The following is a 19,463-nucleotide window of genomic DNA, read 5'->3' on the forward strand; positions in this document are numbered from 1 at the left end:
TCGCTTCAGTGGGCGGGCGCCGGATGCTGCCTGAGCGCCGCCAACAAGGCCGCGGCACTGGCACCACGGCAATCCACAACATTCTTCGCGCCCGTCTCGACGGCCTGCTCGGCCACTCGCGGGCTGGGTACGAACAGGGTCAGGCGGGTCAGTTCGGGCCAGGCGGCGCCAGCCAGGCGCTGGAGGTTTTCCAACCCTTGGCCACTGCTGACCACCAGGCCGTTCAGGCGTTCCGACTCGACACGGTGCGCCAGGGTGCCCGCCGGGTAGTCCGGCAGGCAGCGTCGATAGAGTTCCAGATAGTCGACGGCGACGCCTTGGCCGCGCAAGCGGTCGGCCAGGAAATCTCGGCCACCCTCGCCGCGCATGATCAGTACCCTGGGATCCTGCACCGACAGGGCGCCAGCCAGTTGCGGAAGTGCCAACAGCGCCTCGCTGTCGTCACCCACTGCCGGCCAACTCACCGGTAGACCATGGTCTTCGAGCAAGGCGCCGGTGGCCGCGCCCACGCTGAACCAATGCTGATTGGCGGGCGGTTTCGGCCAGTATCGGTCGATCAGGTCGAGGCCCAGCCGGGCTGCCGGCTTGCTGACCACCACCACGGCGCAGTAGCGGTCGAGCTGGAGGATGAGTCTGTGCTGCTCGGGCGACGTTTCAAGGGGTTCAATGGCCAACAGCGGCAAGCTGCTGCTGAAGACCTGCTGCTCGGCCAGGGCCGCAGCCAGTGCTTCGCACTCCTCGACAGGACGCGTCAGCAGCAACCGCCAGCCTGTCACGGGTGGCCGGCCTCGCCGTAGACGGCCTTGAGGATGTCCCCGGCGCCCAGCTCCAGCAGCTCCTCGGCGACCTTCACGCCCAGGGCTTCGGCATCGGCGATCGCGGCACGGCCTTCGGCACGAAGCAGCTGGCCGCCATCAGGCTGGCCGACCAGGCCACGGAGCCAGAGCTGGTCGCCCTCAAGCACGGCATAGCAGGCAATGGGCACCTGGCAGCCGCCATTCAGATGCTTGTTCAAGGCGCGCTCGGCGGTGACGCGTATCGCCGTGTCCTGATGGTGCAGCGGCGCCAGCAAGGCGTGAATCTCGCTGTCGGCGGTGCGGCATTCGATGCCCACGGCACCCTGGCCACCGGCCGGCAGGCTGTCCTCGACGCTGATGGAAGAGCGAATGCGATCTTCGAAACCGAGGCGGATCAGGCCGGCCGCGGCGAGGATGATGGCGTCGTACTCACCGGCATCGAGCTTGGCCAGGCGGGTGTTCACGTTGCCGCGCAAAAACTGGATCTTCAGGTCCGGGCGGCGCGACAGCAGCTGAGCCTGGCGACGCAGGCTGGAGGTGCCGACCACGCTGCCGGCAGGCAGGGCGTCGAGACTGTCGAAATGGTTGGAGACGAAGGCGTCGCGCGGGTCTTCGCGCTCGCAGATGCAATACAGGCCAAGGCCTTCCGGGAAGTCCATCGGCACGTCCTTCATGGAGTGCACGGCGATGTCGGCCTCATTCTCCAGCATGGCCGTTTCCAGCTCTTTGACGAACAGGCCCTTGCCACCGATCTTCGCCAGTGGCGCGTCGAGCAGCTTGTCACCCTTGCTGACCATCGGCACCAGGCTGACCTTGAGACCGGGGTGGGCCTCCTCGAGACGGGCTTTGACGAATTCGGCCTGCCACAGGGCCAGGGCACTCTTGCGGGTGGCGATACGGATCTCGCGGGACATGATCATTTCCGGAAACGTTAATGCCCGGAATCATAACAGGCCCGCGTGCGGCAAGGGCGCGGGCGGTTGTCGCGGAACGACACTGACTGTCGAATCAGCGTAGCGAACGAACGCTCGTTGGACGAGCGGCCGCTAAAGATTGTTCATCAGCTTGCGCACGCCCGCGACGTGGCGGCGGCTGACCGTCAGGGCCTCCCCGTTCATGCCCTTGAGGTAGAGCTGGAAGTGCCCCAGCGGGGTGCGCTGCAGGCGCTCGATCCGCTCTCGGGCCACCAGGGCATTGCGGTGGATACGCACGAAGCGGTCACCGAACTCGTCTTCGAGCGCCTTCAACGGCTCGTCCAGCAGCACTTCGCCGTGTTCGTGACGCAGGGTCACGTACTTGTGATCGGCGATGAAGAAGATCACCTGATCCAGGGGGATCAGCTCGATGCCTTTCCGGGTCCGCGCGCTGATGTGACTTCGGGGACCGCTCCCGCTGACCGCGGCAGGTCGGGTCAGCGCAGCGAGTTGTACACGGTTAGGTCGCTCGGCCTTCTTCAGCGCTTCGGCCAGCGACTCCGAGCGCACGGGCTTGACCAGGTAGCCAACAGCGCTGACCTGGAAGGCCTCGAGGGCGAACTCGTCGTGGGCCGTACAGAAGATCACCGCCGGTGGCGCTTCACGCTCGCAGAGCTTGGCGGCCACTTGCAGCCCATCCAGGCCCGGCATGCGAATGTCGAGTAGAACGACATCCGGCTTGAGGCTGTCTATCAGCGTGAGCGCCTCCTCGCCATTGCTGGCGGCAGGCTCCAGGACACGGTATCCCTCGAGGTCGCCTACCAGGCGGCTGAGGCGCTCGCGGGCAAGGGGTTCATCGTCGACGATCAGGACATTCATATCGCACGGGCTTCCTGCGTGAGTCTCGCACAAGGATAGCGTAGACAGGTGAAGTGGCGGCCGTCACGGCGCTCCACGCTGAGACTTGCCCGCGGCCCGAAAAGTGCCGTCAGGCGCGCGTCGATATTGCGTAGAGCCTGCTGGGTTCCACGCGACGGCGACTGCCCCTGGACCTCTTCGTAAGGGTTGCTCACGCAGAGGCGGAACATGCCGTCGCGATAATCCGCTTCGATTCGTACCACCCCCCCTTCGATGCGCGGCTGGATGCCGTGGATCAGGGCGTTCTCCAGCAAAGGCTGCAGCGTCAACTGGGGGATGGGTAGATCTTCCGGTACTTCATCTACCTGCCAATCCAACTGTAGCCGTTCTCCGAGACGATATTGCTCGATCGACAGATATCGTTTCGCAAGCTCCACTTCTTCACCCCAATCGACCAGGGTGCCCGGCTTAGCCAGGCTGGCACGGAATAAGTCGGAAAGGTCGAGCACGGCCTGCTCGGCCTTGTCCGGATCGATCACCACGAGGCTGGCGATGCTGTTCAGGCTGTTGAACAGGAAGTGCGGACGGATGCGGGCCTGCAGGGACTCGATGCGCGCCTTGAGTTCGGCCTGTTGCTGCTTGCGCCACTGGCTCTGCAGGTAGAAGTAGCGCAGCAACAGCGCCGACATGATCAGGCTGATCAACCCGTGGCGCAGGTAAAGGTTGACCTCGCCACTGCGCGGCAGCGGCCCGCCGAGGTCGAAGTAGTCGGCCACCGCCGTCCCGGCGAGTGTCAGCCCCACCACCAGGGCGCAGCAGATACCGCCGGCCAGCGCCGCCCGCAGGCGTGCCAGCAGCGGCCGCAACTGACACAGCAGGGCCGCGGACAGCAGGACGATCCATTGCACGAAAAGGGAAGTCAGGGCGAGGCGCACCCAGTTGAAGCTGGGCAGCATGGGTTCGGCCAGCACCAGCACCAGCACCAGCAGTTCGGCAAGCAGCACCAGGCCGAGCAAAGCCTCGGGCAGGCAGAGCTCCGGCAGGAAGAAGTCGTCGTTGGCGGTTCTGGAACGCGCTTTCTTTTTCAGGCGCTTCGGCATCCCGGACATATCCCCCATGGCCCGGCAGGCGACAGTTCGGGGTCGCCGGGCAAAAACCTGTACTGAACCATCAAACCCACGGCACGTCCGTGAAGGCCACAGCAAACTGCCCGGCCCCCGACCGGACAGGCCGCGCCGGTTTTTTCGGCAACACTGTTATTATCGACGGTATTTTCCGGCCCATCGGCTTTCTTTCACCTTCCTCACCGAGTGAACCCATGAGCACCGACAAGACCAACCAGTCCTGGGGTGGCCGCTTCAGCGAGCCCGTCGACGCCTTCGTCGCCCGTTTCACCGCGTCCGTAGACTTCGACAAGCGCCTGTACCGCCACGACATCATGGGCTCGATCGCTCATGCCACCATGCTGGCACAGGTCGGCGTACTGAGCGAAGCCGAACGTGACGCCATCATCGACGGCCTGAAGCAGATCCAGGGCGAGATCGAAGCCGGCACCTTCGACTGGCGCGTGGACCTGGAAGACGTGCACATGAACATCGAAGCGCGTCTGACCGACCGCATCGGCGTCACCGGCAAGAAGCTGCACACCGGCCGTTCGCGCAACGACCAGGTCGCCACCGACATCCGCCTGTGGCTGCGCGACGAGATCGACACCATCCTCGGCGAGGTCACCCGCCTGCAGCAGGGTCTGCTTGGTCTGGCCGAAGCGGAAGCCGACACCATCATGCCCGGCTTCACTCACCTGCAGACCGCGCAGCCCGTGACCTTCGGCCACCACCTGCTGGCCTGGTTCGAGATGCTCAGCCGCGACCATGAACGCCTGGTGGACTGCCGCAAGCGGGTCAACCGCATGCCACTGGGTTCGGCCGCCCTGGCCGGCACCACCTACCCGATCCAGCGCGAAATCACCTGCCAGCTGCTCGGCTTCGACGCCGTTGGCGGCAACTCCCTGGACGGCGTGTCCGACCGTGACTTCGCCATCGAATTCTGCGCCGCCGCCTCCCTGGCGATGATGCACCTGTCGCGCTTCTCCGAAGAACTGGTGCTCTGGACCAGCGCCCAGTTCCAGTTCATCGACCTGCCCGACCGCTTCTGCACCGGCTCCTCGATCATGCCGCAGAAGAAGAACCCCGACGTGCCCGAGCTCGTACGCGGCAAGTCCGGCCGGGTGTTCGGCGCCCTCACCGGCCTGCTGACCCTGATGAAAGGCCAACCGCTGGCCTACAACAAGGACAATCAGGAAGACAAGGAGCCGCTGTTCGACGCCGCCGACACCCTGCGTGACAGCCTGCGCGCCTTCGCCGACATGGTTCCGGCGATCAAGCCCAAGCGCGAAATCATGCGCGAAGCGGCCCGTCGCGGCTTCTCCACCGCCACCGACCTCGCCGACTACCTGGTGCGCAAGGGCCTGCCCTTCCGTGACTGCCACGAGATCGTCGGCCACGCCGTGAAGTACGGCGTGGACAGCGGCAAGGACCTGGCCGAGATGAGCCTCGACGAACTGCGCAAGTTCAGCGACCAGATCGGCGACGATGTCTTCGCCGTGCTGACCCTGGAAGGCTCGGTCAACGCCCGTGACCACATCGGTGGCACCGCGCCGAATCAGGTGCGCGCCGCCGTGCAACGCGGCAAGGACCTGCTGGCCAGCCGTTGACTCACCCTGCCGGACGGTGCCTCCCGCTCCGTCCGGCTGTCGCTGACAGGACATCGCCATGACCGACGACATTGATGAAGGCGAAGAGGCCTTCGCCGAGGCCACCCTGACCCAGGCCATCGAGAACCAGATCGAGGCCGGGGAGCCGCCCGCCGCCCGCGCCACCCTGAACAAGCTGACCCTGGTGGGTTACGAGCGCGAGGAAATCCTCCAGATGATGGCGCTGGTCCTGGCCCACGAGATCGACGCCATGCTCGCGGCCGACCGCCCTTTCGACACCGACTGGTACGAAAGGGCCTTGCGGGCGCTACCTGACCTGCCCGAAGATCAGGCCTGACCTCGCCTACAATCCAGAGACTCCAGATTCCGGCCGGCCACCGCCGGCCTTTGCGGTACAACAAGAACTAGGAGCGACCATGGTCTTCACCCCCGAGCTCATCGCGGAATTCGAACTGCTGGCCCTGTTCAACCTGGACAACAGTCAGGAAGGACTGAAAGTCCACAACAACGCCAATCCCAAAGCCCAGGCCGCTGTCATGCGACTGCACGAGAAAGGCCTGATCACCCAGCCCGACGGCGGTTATCTGACCAGCCTCGGCCTGGATGCTGCCGAACACGTCCAGGCCCTGCGCACCATTCTCCTGCCCCAGCACGCCTGACACCGTTGCCGCTCAAGTCGGCAACATTGCGGGCGATACAATGCGGACGCCTGCCGGCAGCGAAGGTTGCCGGCCAGGCCGCCAGCATCGGGACATGAGCAGAGCATGACGCGTACCCAGGAAATCCGCCCGGACATCGACGACGGTATCGACCGCAAGGTCCTCGCGCAGCTGCGCGCCCGCTTCCTCAAGGTCAACGAAGGCCGCCTGGATCGGGCCATGCAGGCGCTCTCCACGCGACAGCAGCTGGTCCTGAAGCTCCTGCCGCTGCTGTTCCATGTCAACCACCCGCTCCTCCCCGGCTACGTGTCCGGCACCGCGCCGGCCGGCGTCGCCGCTTACGAGCCCGATGACGACCTGCTGGCCGAGGCCCAGCGCTTGACGCGTTCCTTCGCCTACAAGGCGCGCCGCGGCCCGCAGCCAACGCCCATCCACGGCCTGTTCCTGATGGGCAGCCTGGGCACCATCGCCCAGGCCGAGCAAAGCGACATGGATATCTGGGTCTGCCACGCGCCCGAACTGGACGCCGGCGCCACCGCGGAACTGCAACGCAAATGCACTGCCCTGGAAGAGTGGGCGGCCAGCCAGGGGGCCGAAGCGCACTTCTTCCTGATCGACCCGGCGCGCTTCACCCAGGGTGACCGAGAGGCCCGGCTGACCTCCGACGACTGCGGCACCACCCAGCATTACCTATTGCTGGACGAGTTCTACCGCACTGCCATCTGGCTGGCCGGACGCACCCCGCTCTGGTGGTTGGTGCCGGTGTATGAGGAAGCGCGCTACGCCGAGTACACCCGCACGCTGCTATCGAAACGCTTCATCCGTGCCGAGGAAGTGCTCGACCTCGGCCATCTGGCGCACATCCCGCCGGGCGAGTTCATCGGCGCAAGCATGTGGCAGTTGTTCAAGGGCATCGAGTCACCCTACAAGTCGGTGCTCAAACTGCTGCTCACCGAGGTCTACGCCAGCGAACATCCACGGGTGGCCTGCTTGTCCCTGCGTTTCAAGGAGGCGGTTTATGCCAACCGCCTGGACCTGGACGAACTCGACCCCTACATGGTGGTTTATCGCCGCTTGGAGGAATACCTGCGCGGGCGCAACGAAACCGAGCGACTGGAACTGATCCGCCGTTGCCTTTATTTGAAGGTGAACAAGAAGCTCAGCCGACCGCCACGCAATCGCAGCAAAAGCTGGCAACGCATGCTGCTGGAACGCCTCACCGCTGAATGGCACTGGCAGCATCGGCAATTGGCGATGCTGGACAGCCGCAGCCAGTGGAAGGTGCGCCAGGTCCTGGCCGAGCGCCGTGCGCTGGTCAACGAACTGACCTACAGCTACCGCTTCCTGTCTCAGTTCGCCCGCAGCGAACAAGCCAGCGGCACCCTCAGCAGCCGCGACCTGGGCGTACTGGGCCGGCGTCTTTATGCCGCCTTCGAACGCAAGGCCGGCAAGATCGAGTTCATCAACCCGGGGATCGCTCCGGACATCGCCGAAGACACCCTGACGCTGGTCCAGGGTCCCAGCCCCGACGCCGAGGGTGACACCCAGTGGGCGCTTTTCTCCGGCAGCCTGAAGGCTCTGGAGTGGCGGGACTTCGCCCCGCTGAAGCGCAGCCGCGAGTTGATCCCCCTGCTCGCCTGGTGCCACCGCAATGGTGTGATCGATACCGGCACCCGCCTCTCCCTGCATCCGGGCAACAGCGACCTGACCGAACACGAGTTGTCCAATCTGCTGGCCAGCCTGCAGCAGACCTTCCCCCAGCCACTGGGACAGGTGGATGAAAACGCCCTGCTGCGCGCGGGGGTGCCATCGGAAGTGCTGCTGCTAGTGAACGTCGGGATCGACCCGCTGAGGCAACACAGCCAGAAGAATCTCCACATGACCACGGAGCGCACCGACGCCCTCGGTTACTCGGGCGTGCGCGAAAACCTGGTGGTGACCATCGACCAGGTGACCCTGAACAGTTGGAACGAATTGCTCGTCAGCCGCTACGAGGGGCCCGACGCCCTGCTCGCCTGCCTGCGCGATTACCTCAACAGCCTGCCGGCCAGCGGCGCCCGTCCAGGTCTGAAGGTGCGCAGCTTCTGTCGTAATCGCGCCCAGGCCATCAGCCAACGGGTACAGGAACTGTTCGACGACGCTCAGGAACTGCTCGGAACCACCGGCGTGCCGCGATTCCTGCTGCAGGTGCAGCAGCGCTTCCATGTGCTGCAACTGGAGCCGGGACAAGTCAGCCATGCCAGCCTGGCCGACCTGTCCGCCTTGGTCGAGCACCTGGGCCGCGACCTGCCGCGATACAGTCCGCTGCAACTCGACCGCCATGCCCTGGAGGATCAGGACCTGGCAGTGATCCTGCCCCTCGGTCGGCCGAACTGCATTCAGGTGTTCTATCGCCAGGACGGCGATAGTGCCGAGATCAGCCTGCTGGATGAACACAACGCGCTCTGGCGCCAGCGCCTGCCGTTCCGCGACGAACAGAGCCTGTTGACGCCGCTGCACCGCTTCCTGCAGTCACTGCTCTACCGGCGCAACGCCCTGCTGCCGCTGGACAGCCCGCTCCCTGCACTCGCACCGGAAATCGTCTACTACGAAGTGGTGCGCCAGGGCCGTCACCTGGAACGCCGCGCGGCGCCTTCAGCCGCGGTCAGCCATCCCTTCTACGACGTACAGGCCATCGTCGAACCCGCCGAGCAGGGCCTGGTGCACGTGACGCTCTACTGCAACCACCGCGAGTTTTCCGAGCTGGAATACGGCTCAGGCCTGTTCGCGGCCGTGGCGCGGCATATCCTCGCCCAGCGCCGCGAGCCGGAGCGCTATCCCTGCTACATCACCGATCTCGACCTGTCGCGAATCCCTGGCAAGGGCCAGGCGCAGACGGTGCACTACCTGCGCTACAAGGTGGAGTTGGAAGAAAGGCTGAACCGCGCATTGCGAGAAAGCTAAATGCAGGGCGACGTCCTGCCGTAGGTTGTGGCTGAGCCCCACGAAGCCCAATGATCGGAATCAGCTGACAACGTTGGGCTTCGCAGAGCTCAGCCCAACCTACAGACCCGAACCGGCCCCAGGCAAATGGGACTTGTGGGAGCGAATTCATTCGCGATGCAGGACGAAGTCCTGCCGTAGGTTGTGGCTGAGCCCACGAAGCCCAGCGGGCGGACTCAGTTGCAAACGTTGGGCTTCGCGGAGCTCAGACCAACCTACCGATCGCTGGAATCCGGCTACCTTGTGGGGGCGATTTCAATCGCGAATGAATTCGCTCCCACAGGACAAGGTGTACGAATCAGCGCGCGTACTCGCCCGCGGCTTCCGGCTGGTACTCGACGTCCAGCAGGGTCAGTTTGAGAGTCTTGCCGCCGGGGACCGGCCAGTCGATGTGCTGGCCGACGGACAGGCCGAGCAGCGCGCTGCCCACCGGGGCGAGAATGGAAACCTTGCCTTCGCCACCCGCGTCTTCCGGGTAGACCAGGGTCAGGTGGTAGTCCTTGCCACTGCTTTCTTCGCGGCAATGCACGCGCGAGTTCATGGTGACGACGCCCGGCGGAACCTCCTCATGGCCAACCACCTGGGCGCGAGCCAGCTCGCTCTCCAGCGCCTCGGCGGCGGGGCCGAACTCCGCCAGGCTGTCGAGCAGGCGCTCCAGGCGTTGCAGGTCGAGACGGGTAATGGTGATGGGCGGGTGGGTGTTCATGGCGAACGCGCGACTCCTTGTTCAGTGTGCAAGAAAAGCGAAACCCCGCCCGAGGGCGGGGTTTCAGATTCTGTCTGCCCGGACAAAATTGCCGGAAGCCCGACAGTACGTCAGCGCGACTGCGATTGGCAAGACCACCCGGTCACCCGGGCAGCGGCCGCTTTCGCTGCTCGGCGGCGGTGCAGATTTCGCGTCGGCGCTGGTCGTTCGCCGCGCCCCACTCGCAGATTTCCGCCAGGGTTCGGCCACAGCCTACGCACACGTCGGTGTCGTCCAGGCAGCAATGTCGGATGCAGGGCGACGGGTGACGTGCCGGGGGTGCGCTATCAGAGTTCGTCGAACTCAAGGTCTTCGCCCGCCTGCTCGCGGGTCACTCGGTTGAGGAGCTCACCCAGCGGCTCATCGCTGCTGTCGCAGATCCAGCGACCGCTGGCCTGGTCATAGTCGAAGTGGAAGCCCCCCGAGCGCGCTGCCACCCAGAGCTGACGCAGCGGCTCCTGGCGGCTGAGGATCACCTGGCTGCCGTTTTCGAAACGCACGGTGAGCACGCCGGCGCTGTTCTCCAGGTCCAGGTCCAGGTCGCTGTCATCGAACACGTCTTCCACGCGCTCCTGGGCTTCATCGACCAGGTCGTGGAATCGGGCTTCGGTCAAACTCATCGGGGTTTACCTCAAGGCATTTGGGATGGAGGGCGACGGTACTCGCCAAGGCTCTGTCCGGTCCAGCGCCGGAAGGCGCGGCCGAGGGAGCCGGGTTCACTGAAACCGACCAGGAAAGCGATATCGGCCAGCTCCAGGGTCGGATCACGCAGGTAGTGCAGCACCAACTGCTGGCGAGTCTCATCCACCAGCTGGCTGAAGGATAACCCGGCCTCGCGCAGGCGACGCTGCAGGGTGCGAGGACTCAACGCCAGTTCGTCGGCCAGGCGCTCCAGGTCGGGCCCTTCGGCAGACAACTGCGCGGCCAGCAGTTCACGGGCCCGGCCCAGCACGCTGTGACCCTGGCGCAGCTCGCTGAGCAGGCGCTCGGCGTAACCATCGAACAGCCGGCGCACTTCGGCATCGGCCTGGCCCAGCGGCGTCGCCAACAGGCGTTTGGGGAAAATCAGGGCATTGTCTGCCTGGCCGAACAGCACCGGGCAGCGAAAGATCCGCTGGTGTTCGGTAGTGTCGGCTGGCGCGGGGTGCTGGAAACGCACTTCGGTTGGCGGGATGTCCAACCCGGTTATCCAGCGACCGAAGGTCACCCAGCCGGACAGGGTTTCTTCCGCCAGCAGCGCGCGCTGCTGGGGCAGGATGGACGCCCAGCTGTGCGCCACCAAAGGCTCCAACCCATGGCGCGGCGGCTCGTCGGCCAATTCCACATGACCCAGGTTGCCCACCAGGGCCGCGTAACGCGCCTGGCGATGCAAGGCATCGGCGAGGGTGGCGCAGCTCATCAGCAGAAAGCCCAACACGCCGTAATGGCCGGGACGAACGGCTTCGCCCAGGTGCAGGCCGAGGTGCGGGTCGCCGGAAAGCCGCGCGGCATGGCCAAGCAGTTCAAGGTAAGCGCTGGCGGCGATGCGCTGGTCGCGCTGGGAAAGTATCGCGGCTGTCAGCTGGACGTGACCCAGCAACTCGGCAGGGGCCACGCCGAACTGTTCGATGCGCTCCACCAGCCCCTGCAGATAGGCGACCGAGACCGAGCCGGCCAGGGATGCGGCGTTGTCCATGAGAGCTCCTTTTTCAGTCGCCAATGCTAGCGCCGCAAAGGCCCGCAGGCCACGCCGGGCGGGAATTTCACCGAATAGGCAAGGCGGCGGGGGGTCGGTATACTCCGGAACAATTCACGTTTTCTGCAAGGATTCCGTCATGAAGCGACTCCACGCACCCTTCGTCGCGCTGCTCGCCGCTGTCTGCCTGTTGGCCGGCTGTGGTCAGAAAGGCCCGCTTTACATGCCTGACGACGAGAAAGCAGCGAAAGAACACCAGAAAGACGTGTACATCCGCTGATCGGGGGAGCTGTCATGGACGCTTTCACGTACCGCGACGGGGAGCTGTTCGCGGAAGGCGTAGCGCTGTCCGATATCGCCGCTCGCTTCGGCACGCCCACCTATGTCTATTCCCGCGCCGCGATCGAGGCAGGTTACAAGGCCTATGCCGACGCCCTCGCCGGTTCGCCGGGGATGGTTTGCTACGCGGTCAAGGCCAATTCCAACCTCGGTGTGCTGAACCTGCTGGCGCGTCTCGGCGCGGGCTTCGACATCGTGTCCAGCGGTGAACTGGAGCGCGTGCTGGCTGCCGGCGGTGCTCCGGAGCGCATCGTCTTTTCCGGCGTCGGCAAGAGCCGCGACGACATGCGCCGTGCCCTGGAAGCAGGCGTGCACTGCTTCAACGTCGAGTCGCGCAACGAACTGGAGCGCCTGCAGAACGTGGCGGCCGCCATGGACGTGAAGGCGCCGGTCTCGCTGCGGGTGAATCCCGACGTGGATGCCGGCACCCACCCGTACATCGCCACGGGCCTGAAGGAAAACAAGTTCGGCATCTCCATAGACGAAGCCGAAGCGGTGTATGTCCAGGCCGCCAGCCTGTCCCACCTCGATGTGATCGGCGTCGACTGCCATATCGGCTCCCAGCTCACCAGCCTGGAGCCCTTCCTCGATGCCCTCGACCGCCTCCTGGACCTGATCGACCGCCTGAACGAACGTGGCATCGCCATTCGCCACCTGGACCTCGGTGGCGGCCTTGGCGTGCGCTACCGCGATGAGCAGCCGCCGCTGCCCAGCGAGTACATCCAGGCCGTGCGCCAGCGCATCAAGGGTCGCAACCTGGAGCTGCTGTTCGAGCCCGGCCGCTCCATAGTCGCCAACGCAGGCGTGCTGCTGACCCAGGTGGAATACCTCAAGCTCACAGAAAACAAGGATTTCGCGGTGATCGACGCGGCCATGAACGACCTGATCCGCCCGGCCCTCTACCAGGCCTGGATGGACGTGGTGCCGGTGCAACCCCATGCCGGTACCGAGCGCACCTACGACCTGGTCGGCCCGATCTGCGAAACCGGCGATTTCCTCGCCCGCGAACGCAGCCTGGTGCTGGCCGAGGGTGATCTGCTGGCGATTCGCTCCGCTGGCGCCTACGGTTTCGTGATGAGTTCCAACTACAACACCCGCGGCCGTGCCGCCGAGGTGCTGGTGGATGGCGAGCAAGCCTTTGAGGTGCGCCGCCGCGAGACTATCGAAGACCTTTATGCCGGCGAAAGCCTGCTGCCGCAGTGAGGGCGCATCCATGCTATTGCGCTTCACCAAGATGCACGGCCTCGGCAACGACTTCATGGTCCTCGACCTGGTCAGCCAGCACGCCCACATCCAGCCCAAGCACGCGAAGCAGTGGGGCGACCGCAACACGGGTGTCGGTTTCGACCAGCTGCTGATAGTCGAGGCTCCCACCAATCCTGACGTCGACTTCCGTTACCGCATCTTCAACTCCGATGGTTCGGAAGTGGAGCAGTGCGGCAACGGTGCGCGCTGCTTTGCCCGCTTCGTCATCGACAAGCGCCTGACGGTGAAGAAGCGCATCCGCGTGGAAACCAAGGGCGGCATCATCGAGCTCGATGTGCGTGCCGACGGCCAGGTCACCGTGGACATGGGGCCGCCGCGCCTCGTGCCGCAGCAGATTCCCTTCGTCGCCGACACGGAAGCGCTGGTTTATCCGGTCGATGTGGACGGCCAGACCGTCGAGCTGGCAGCCATTTCCATGGGCAACCCCCATGCGGTGCTGCGCGTCGATGATGTCACCACCGCCCCGGTACACAGCCTCGGGCCGAAGCTGGAAAACCATCCACGTTTCCCGCAGCGGGTAAACGTGGGCTTCCTGCAGATCGTCGATCGCAAGCTGGCGAAGCTGCGCGTCTGGGAACGCGGCGCCGGGGAAACCCAGGCCTGTGGCACTGGCGCCTGCGCCGCGGCAGTGGCTGCGATCCGCCAGGGTTGGATGGACTCCCCGGTGCAACTCGACTTGCCGGGTGGCCGGCTGCTGATCGAGTGGGAGGGTCCGGGACAGCCCGTTATGATGACCGGACCCGCCGTCCGCGTATTCGAAGGACAGGTTCGCCTATGACCGACCAGCACCAGGACCAGCCGCAGCACCTCGACTCCGAAACGGTGGCAGCCTACCTGCGCCTCCATCCGGAGTTCTTCGTCCAGCACGAGGAACTGATCCCCGAGATGCGCATCCCCCACCAGCCCGGAGACGCCGTATCCCTGGTGGAACGCCAGGTGAAGCTGCTGCGCGAGCGCAACATCGAAATGCGCCATCGCCTGTCGCAACTGATGGACGTGGCCCGGGAGAACGACCGTCTGTTCGACAAGACCCGGCGCCTGGTGCTCGACCTGCTCGACGCCTCCAGCCTGGAAGAAGTGGTCGGCGCCGTGGAAGACAGCCTGCGCCACGAATTCCAGGTGCCCTTCGTCAGCCTCATCCTGTTCAGCGAGATCACCCTGCCGGTGGGCCGCAGTGTCACCACCGCCGAAGCCCACCAGAGCATCGGCGGCCTGCTGGCCGGCGGCAAGACCATCTGCGGCGTGCTGCGCAGCCATGAACTGGAGTTCCTGTTCGGCGCCGAAGAACGCGACCAGGTGGGCTCCGCTGCAGTGGTCAGCCTGACTCACCAGGGTCTGCACGGCGTGCTCGCCATCGGCAGTCCCGATCCGCAGCATTACAAGAGCTCCCTCGGCACCCTGTTCCTCGGTTATGTCGCTGAAGTGCTGGCCCGGGTACTGCCGCGCTTCGCATCCCCCCTGCGTTCGGTGAGATAACCCACCGCCGCGCATTCCAAGGAAGTCCCATGAATGCCGACCTGGACGCCTACCTGAACCACCTGCGCAGCGAGCGTCAGGTGTCGGCCCATACCCTGGACGGCTACCACCGCGACCTGCTCAAGGTGCGCGCGCTCTGCGAGAAGTACGGCATTGCCGACTGGACCGATCTGGATGTCCGCAGCCTGCGCAGCTTCGTTGCCCGACTGCATCAGGACGGCCTGTCCAGCCGCAGCCTGGCGCGCCTGCTCTCGGCCGTGCGCGGCCTTTATCAGTACCTGATCCGCGAGGGTCGCTGCCGTCACGATCCCGCCAATGGCCTCGCCGCGCCCAAGGGGGCTCGCCGACTTCCTCGCGCACTCGACGCCGACCGCGCCCAGCAGTTGCTGGACGGGGGCGTGGAAGACGATTTCATCGCCCGCCGCGACCAGGCCATGCTGGAGCTGTTCTATTCCTCGGGCCTGCGGCTATCCGAACTGGTGGGCCTGGACCTCGAAGGACTCGACCTCTCCGCGGGCCTCGTGCGGGTAATTGGCAAGGGCAACAAGACCCGCGAGTTGCCCGTGGGCAGCAAGGCTCGTGAGGCGCTGGAAGAATGGCTGCCCCTGCGCGCAGCCGCCAATCCCGGTGACGGCGCGGTCTTCATCAGCCAGCAAGGCCGCCGCCTGACACCGCGCGCAATCCAACTGAGGGTCCGCCAGGCGGGCGTTCGTGAACTGGGCCAGCATTTGCATCCGCACATGCTGCGACATTCCTTCGCCAGCCATATGCTGGAGTCGTCCCAGGACTTGCGAGCGGTGCAGGAGTTGCTCGGCCACGCCGACATCTCCACCACCCAGATCTATACCCACCTGGACTTCCAGCACCTGGCCTCGGTCTACGACCAGGCCCATCCGAGGGCGAAGCGACGGGGAGCTGACGAATGAGTATCCAGCTGATTACCTTCGACCTGGACGACACCCTCTGGGATAACCGCCCGGTAATCGAGGGCGCCGAAACCGCCATGCGCGACTGGCTGATGGAACACACCCCGGCGTTGGGCAGCCTGCCGGTGGAGCACCTCTGGGCCATTCGTGGCGAGGTCCTGGCTGCCGAGCCCAGCCTGAAGCACCGCCTCAGTGAACTGCGCCGCCGTACCCTGCGCCGCGCACTGGAAGGTGTCGGTTACTCCACCGAGGATGCCATCGATCTGGCCGAAGGCGCTTTCCAGGCCATGCTCCACGCCCGTCACCGCATCACCTTCTTCCCCGATACCGTGCCCACTCTCGAGCGCCTGGCCATTCGCTACAGCCTGGGGGTGATCACCAACGGCAATGCCGACGTGCGCCGCCTGGGTCTGGCCGACTACTTCAAGTTCGCCCTGTGCGCCGAAGAGCTGGGCATCGGCAAGCCCGACCCGATGCCGTTCCTCGAAGCGCTCAAGCGCGGTGGTGTCAGCGCCGGCGAAGCCGTGCACATCGGCGACCACCCGGCCGACGATATCGAAGGCGCCCGCCGTGCAGGCCTGCGCGCCATCTGGTTCAACCCGCTTGGCAAGGAGTGGACCGGCGAGCAACTGCCCGACGCGGAAATCACCAGCCTGAGGGAGCTGCCCGAAGTTCTCGCGCGCTGGGCGAAGTGGCACTGAGCGGACGCATCGCGTTAGGCACTTCCTTACCCATCCTTCGCCCATGAAAAAGCCCGCCAATGGCGGGCTTTTTCGACGGGTGCCGGCCTCAGATGGGGCGGCTGCCGTACTTGCTGTCCGGCTTCTTCGGCGGGTCGGCAACCACATTGGGCTCGACCTCTTGCACCTTGCCGCCACGGGCCAGGAAATCTTCCATGGCCTTGGCCAGGGCATCGCGCTCTTTCTGCTTGGCTTCGATGCTGGGCATTTCCTCGACTTCGACCGCAGCCTTGGCCTTCTTCCCGGAGGGAGCAGGGGCCTCGCTGTCGTCGTCGCTGTCACCATCATCGGCTGCAGCCAGCTCTTCGCCGTCGTCCTCGTCGGCCGCTTCCAGCTCGTCTTGTTCCAGTTCTTCGTCGCTCATGTTCTACCTCATGCCTTGCCAAAGCAGGTTAGTTATAGCCCAGCTGCGCCAGCTTTCTAACGCTGCCAGAAAAAATTCAGTACGCCTCGCCATGCAAGGTCGCCAGTACCCGCCGCGAACCGCCGTGATCACGGTGCTCGCCCAGGTAGACACCTTGCCAGGTGCCCATCGCCAGCTGCCCGTCCTGGACCGGCAGACTCAGCTGACAGCCGAGGAGGCTGCCCTTGAAGTGCGCGGGCAAGTCGTCCGGCCCTTCATAGTCATGTTCATAGCCGCTTTCACCCTGGGGCACCAGGCGATTGAAGAATCGCTCGAAGTCACGCCGGACCGCGGGGTCGGCGTTCTCGTTCACCGTCAGGGAAGCCGACGTATGCTGCAGCCAGAGGTGCAACAGACCCACCCGGTAGCGCCGCAGTTCCGGCAACGCGGCCAGGATTTCTTCGGTGACCAGATGGAAGCCACGCGGCCTCGGACGCAAGGTGATCAGGGTCTGCTGCCACATGCGCGAATACCTGTTCCGGCTCGTACGGCGGGCATTCTAGCGCGGCCGAAAAAAAAACAAAGGGCGCCTTTCGGCGCCCTTTTTGGCAATCCCGTCGACATCCCCGCCGGCAACCGCCGAACGGGGAAATCATGAGGATCAGAGGTTGTAGCCGCGCTCGTTGTGCTGAGCCAGGTCGAGGCCGACGGTCTCTTCTTCTTCGTTGACGCGCAGGCCGATGACCACGTCCAGGACTTTCAGGATCACGAAGGTCACGATACCGGTGTAGACGACGGTGAAGGCGACACCCTCGAACTGGATGAGCAGCTGGGCGCCAATGTCTTCCACGGTGCCGAAACCACCCAGCGCCGGTGCGGCGAACACGCCGGTCAGCAGGGCGCCGACGATACCGCCGATGCCGTGCACGCCGAAGGCGTCCAGGGAGTCGTCATAGCCCAGCTTGCGCTTCAGGCTGGTGGCGCAGAAGTAGCAGACCACGCCAGCAACCAGGCCGATGATCAGGGCGCCCATGGGGCCGACGGTGCCGGCAGCAGGGGTGATGGCAACCAGGCCGGCGACCACGCCGGACGCGATGCCCAGTGCACTCGGCTTACCGTGGGTCAGCCATTCGGCGAACATCCAGCCCAGGGCGGCGGCGGCAGTGGCGATCTGGGTGACCAGCATGGCCATGCCGGCAGTGCCGTTGGCGGCAACCGCGGAGCCGGCGTTGAAGCCGAACCAGCCCACCCAGAGCATGGCGGCGCCGAGCAGGGTGTAGCCCAGGTTGTGCGGAGCCATCGGAGTGGTCGGATAGCCCTTGCGCTTGCCCAGTACCAGGCAGGCTACGAGACCGGCGACACCCGCGTTGATGTGCACCACGGTGCCACCGGCGAAGTCGAGCACGCCCCAGTCCCACATCAGGCCACCGTTGCCGCTCCACACCATGTGGGCGATCGGGGCATACACCAGGGTGAACCAGACGGCCATGAAGATCAGCATGGCGGAGAACTTCATGCGCTCGGCGAAGGCGCCGACGATCAGGGCCGGGGTGATGATGGCGAAGGTCATCTGGAAGGTGATGAACACGCTTTCAGGAATCGCGTACACCAGGCTGCTGGTGTTCAGGCCGCTGAGGAACGCCTTGGACAGACCACCCACGAAGGAATTGAAGTTGATCACCCCCTGTTCCATGCCGGTGGTGTCGAAAGCCAGGCTATAGCCATAGACCACCCAGAGGATGCTGATCAGGCCGGTGATGGCGAAGCACTGCATCATCACCGAAAGGACGTTCTTGGAGCGCACCATGCCGCCATAGAACAGCGCCAGGCCGGGGATGGTCATGAACAGCACCAGTGCAGTAGCGACGATCATCCACGCCGTGTCACCACTGTTCAGCACAACCTCGTCGGCGGCCATGGCCAGGCCGGGGGTAACGAGGGACAAAAGGGCTCCTAGCCCTGCGACTTTACGCAGAGTCATGTTGTTTTCTCCTGGGGCGTTGGGGTTCGGCGGCTTAGATCGCGTCTGTGCCGGTTTCGCCGGTACGGATACGGATGGCCTGTTCCAGATTGACGACGAAGATCTTGCCGTCACCGATCTTGCCGGTGTTGGCTGCCTTGGTAATGGCCTCGATCACGCGATCGAGTTGATCGTCGGCGATGGCCACATCGATCTTCACCTTCGGCAGGAAATCGACAACGTATTCGGCGCCACGGTACAACTCGGTGTGGCCTTTTTGCCGCCCGAAGCCCTTGACCTCGGTGACAGTGATGCCCTGCACGCCGATCTCGGACAACGACTCGCGCACGTCGTCGAGCTTGAAAGGCTTGATGATGGCGGTGACTAGCTTCATGAAACTTCTCCCGTGTTTGGTTGACTTGCCCCAGGAAAAACGAACCCGGCTCAAGTCTAAGCGCAGTGTCTGGCTTTTGTAACGCGTCGGTCCGCCCTGCCTCGGCACTCCGACACCAACCAACCGCTTCTGGCGAAACACTCCCCCGCCTCGCCCGGTGCACCGGAACTGCCTCGGTGCATGCGTCACTCAGCTCCAAGCAGAAACCTTGCCAGCTCCGAACAACATGCGCTTTTTCAAGCAGATACTGGCCGGATGCCGCTTTTTACGGGCCCTGGCCCGAGTTTCATCGCACCAAAGGAGTGCGCACCGCCCCAAGCCATTGCTCAAAAAGTGTGCACCGCCCGCCACTGGCACGGCCGCCTGAGGCACCGTGATAGACTCCTGCCCCATTCACTTATGGAAACCGCCATGCTGCCGCCCAAAGCCCTGCTCGACACCCTCGCCGCCACCGCTTCGCGTCTGTTCAGCAGTGACAGTCCGTTGCCTCGCGCCGAGGTCGAGGCCCAGTTCAAGGTCTTGCTGCAAAGCGCCTTCGGCAAGCTCGACCTGGTCACTCGTGACGAATTCGACAGCCAGATGGTGGTACTCGCCCGCACTCGCGCCCGCCTGGAAGCCCTGGAAGCCAAAGTCGCGGAACTGGAAGCCAAGCTGAACCCGCCGCCGGCGGAGTGAT

23 protein-coding genes are annotated in these 19,463 nt (G+C 64.8%); 11 read left to right on the forward strand and 12 right to left on the reverse strand.

All coding sequences use genetic code 11. The features are described 5' to 3' along the window. Positions 1 to 5: 5 nt before the first annotated feature. From DM872_RS21195 to DM872_RS21210, 4 genes are all read right to left on the reverse strand, one after another. Positions 6 to 776, reverse strand: coding sequence for a uroporphyrinogen-III synthase (locus DM872_RS21195; RefSeq protein ID WP_179061302.1), 771 nt, complete (start codon positions 774 to 776; stop codon positions 6 to 8). Further along, positions 773 to 1,714 (reverse strand): hydroxymethylbilane synthase, encoded by a 942-nt coding sequence (gene hemC, locus DM872_RS21200; RefSeq protein WP_179061576.1) that lies wholly within the window; start codon positions 1,712 to 1,714, stop codon positions 773 to 775. Before hemC ends, DM872_RS21195 begins: the two co-directional genes overlap by 4 nt. A 129-nt stretch (positions 1,715 to 1,843) precedes the next feature. Beyond that, a complete protein-coding gene (locus DM872_RS21205; RefSeq protein ID WP_077525576.1) occupies positions 1,844 to 2,590 on the reverse strand; it encodes a LytR/AlgR family response regulator transcription factor in 747 nt (248 codons plus the stop codon). Continuing rightward, positions 2,587 to 3,669, reverse strand: coding sequence for a sensor histidine kinase (locus tag DM872_RS21210; protein WP_179061303.1), 1,083 nt, complete (start codon positions 3,667 to 3,669; stop codon positions 2,587 to 2,589). Before DM872_RS21210 ends, DM872_RS21205 begins: the two co-directional genes overlap by 4 nt. Before the next feature lie 218 nt (positions 3,670 to 3,887). On the opposite strand from DM872_RS21210, the gene argH reads away from it, so the two are divergent. From argH to DM872_RS21230, 4 genes are all read left to right on the forward strand, one after another. Beyond that, positions 3,888 to 5,282 (forward strand): argininosuccinate lyase, encoded by a 1,395-nt coding sequence (gene argH / locus DM872_RS21215; RefSeq protein ID WP_179061304.1) that lies wholly within the window; start codon positions 3,888 to 3,890, stop codon positions 5,280 to 5,282. Positions 5,283 to 5,340: 58 nt separating this feature from the next. Next, the gene (locus DM872_RS21220) at positions 5,341 to 5,619 is read left to right on the forward strand and encodes a hypothetical protein (protein ID WP_179061305.1); all 279 of its coding nucleotides are present in this window, start codon (positions 5,341 to 5,343) and stop codon (positions 5,617 to 5,619) included. A 79-nt stretch (positions 5,620 to 5,698) separates the two neighbouring features. Then, positions 5,699 to 5,941, forward strand: a complete 243-nt coding sequence (locus tag DM872_RS21225) for a TIGR02647 family protein (protein WP_179061306.1) — start codon at positions 5,699 to 5,701, stop codon at positions 5,939 to 5,941. Between the two features lie 105 nt (positions 5,942 to 6,046). Next, complete coding sequence (locus tag DM872_RS21230) at positions 6,047 to 8,884, forward strand: class I adenylate cyclase (RefSeq protein WP_179061307.1); 2,838 nt, start codon at positions 6,047 to 6,049, stop codon at positions 8,882 to 8,884. 337 nt (positions 8,885 to 9,221) lie between these two features. Here DM872_RS21230 and rnk read toward each other — a convergent pair whose 3' ends face one another. The 4 genes from rnk to DM872_RS21250 all read right to left on the reverse strand — a co-directional run bounded on the left by rnk (position 9,222) and on the right by DM872_RS21250 (position 11,343). Further along, on the reverse strand, positions 9,222 to 9,629 hold the full coding sequence (rnk, locus tag DM872_RS21235; RefSeq protein WP_179061308.1) for a nucleoside diphosphate kinase regulator: 408 nt from the start codon (positions 9,627 to 9,629) through the stop codon (positions 9,222 to 9,224). Positions 9,630 to 9,771: 142 nt separating this feature from the next. Beyond that, complete coding sequence (locus DM872_RS21240) at positions 9,772 to 9,975, reverse strand: DUF1289 domain-containing protein (RefSeq protein ID WP_179061309.1); 204 nt, start codon at positions 9,973 to 9,975, stop codon at positions 9,772 to 9,774. Then, positions 9,956 to 10,288, reverse strand: a complete 333-nt coding sequence (gene cyaY, locus DM872_RS21245) for an iron donor protein CyaY (RefSeq protein WP_179061310.1) — start codon at positions 10,286 to 10,288, stop codon at positions 9,956 to 9,958. The genes DM872_RS21240 and cyaY overlap by 20 nt, the downstream gene beginning before the upstream one ends. An 11-nt stretch (positions 10,289 to 10,299) precedes the next feature. Further along, positions 10,300 to 11,343, reverse strand: a complete 1,044-nt coding sequence (locus tag DM872_RS21250) for an AraC family transcriptional regulator (protein ID WP_179061311.1) — start codon at positions 11,341 to 11,343, stop codon at positions 10,300 to 10,302. 139 nt (positions 11,344 to 11,482) lie between these two features. Here DM872_RS21250 and lptM point away from each other — a divergent pair, with 139 nt between their 5' ends. The 6 genes from lptM to DM872_RS21280 are packed head-to-tail and all read left to right on the forward strand — an operon-like array spanning position 11,483 to position 16,051. Continuing rightward, positions 11,483 to 11,623 (forward strand): LPS translocon maturation chaperone LptM, encoded by a 141-nt coding sequence (gene lptM / locus DM872_RS21255; RefSeq protein WP_077525566.1) that lies wholly within the window; start codon positions 11,483 to 11,485, stop codon positions 11,621 to 11,623. A gap of 14 nt (positions 11,624 to 11,637) precedes the next feature. Beyond that, on the forward strand, positions 11,638 to 12,885 hold the full coding sequence (lysA, locus tag DM872_RS21260) for a diaminopimelate decarboxylase (protein WP_179061312.1): 1,248 nt from the start codon (positions 11,638 to 11,640) through the stop codon (positions 12,883 to 12,885). A gap of 10 nt (positions 12,886 to 12,895) precedes the next feature. Then, positions 12,896 to 13,726: a diaminopimelate epimerase gene (gene dapF, locus DM872_RS21265; RefSeq protein ID WP_179061313.1), complete on the forward strand. Its 831-nt coding sequence runs from the start codon at positions 12,896 to 12,898 to the stop codon at positions 13,724 to 13,726. Next, positions 13,723 to 14,424 (forward strand): DUF484 family protein, encoded by a 702-nt coding sequence (locus tag DM872_RS21270; protein WP_179061314.1) that lies wholly within the window; start codon positions 13,723 to 13,725, stop codon positions 14,422 to 14,424. The genes dapF and DM872_RS21270 overlap by 4 nt, the downstream gene beginning before the upstream one ends. 29 nt (positions 14,425 to 14,453) lie before the next feature. After that, complete coding sequence (gene xerC / locus DM872_RS21275) at positions 14,454 to 15,350, forward strand: tyrosine recombinase XerC (protein WP_179061315.1); 897 nt, start codon at positions 14,454 to 14,456, stop codon at positions 15,348 to 15,350. Continuing rightward, positions 15,347 to 16,051, forward strand: coding sequence for an HAD family hydrolase (locus DM872_RS21280; protein WP_179061316.1), 705 nt, complete (start codon positions 15,347 to 15,349; stop codon positions 16,049 to 16,051). Before xerC ends, DM872_RS21280 begins: the two co-directional genes overlap by 4 nt. A gap of 88 nt (positions 16,052 to 16,139) precedes the next feature. Here DM872_RS21280 and sutA read toward each other — a convergent pair whose 3' ends face one another. The 4 genes from sutA to glnK form a co-directional block, all read right to left on the reverse strand. Beyond that, on the reverse strand, positions 16,140 to 16,454 hold the full coding sequence (gene sutA, locus DM872_RS21285; protein WP_179061317.1) for a transcriptional regulator SutA: 315 nt from the start codon (positions 16,452 to 16,454) through the stop codon (positions 16,140 to 16,142). Between the two features lie 76 nt (positions 16,455 to 16,530). Next, the gene (locus DM872_RS21290; protein ID WP_179061318.1) at positions 16,531 to 16,956 is read right to left on the reverse strand and encodes a secondary thiamine-phosphate synthase enzyme YjbQ; all 426 of its coding nucleotides are present in this window, start codon (positions 16,954 to 16,956) and stop codon (positions 16,531 to 16,533) included. Positions 16,957 to 17,094: 138 nt separating this feature from the next. Further along, positions 17,095 to 18,414 (reverse strand): ammonium transporter, encoded by a 1,320-nt coding sequence (locus DM872_RS21295; protein ID WP_179061319.1) that lies wholly within the window; start codon positions 18,412 to 18,414, stop codon positions 17,095 to 17,097. A gap of 34 nt (positions 18,415 to 18,448) precedes the next feature. Then, positions 18,449 to 18,787: a P-II family nitrogen regulator gene (gene glnK / locus DM872_RS21300; protein WP_003457590.1), complete on the reverse strand. Its 339-nt coding sequence runs from the start codon at positions 18,785 to 18,787 to the stop codon at positions 18,449 to 18,451. 411 nt (positions 18,788 to 19,198) lie between these two features. Here glnK and DM872_RS21305 point away from each other — a divergent pair, with 411 nt between their 5' ends. Continuing rightward, the gene (locus DM872_RS21305) at positions 19,199 to 19,462 is read left to right on the forward strand and encodes an accessory factor UbiK family protein (protein ID WP_077525558.1); all 264 of its coding nucleotides are present in this window, start codon (positions 19,199 to 19,201) and stop codon (positions 19,460 to 19,462) included. The last annotated feature ends 1 nt before the right edge of the window (position 19,463 follow it).

The sequence above is a fragment of the Pseudomonas taiwanensis genome, from assembly GCF_013393345.1.
Classification (GTDB): domain Bacteria; phylum Pseudomonadota; class Gammaproteobacteria; order Pseudomonadales; family Pseudomonadaceae; genus Metapseudomonas; species Metapseudomonas resinovorans_C.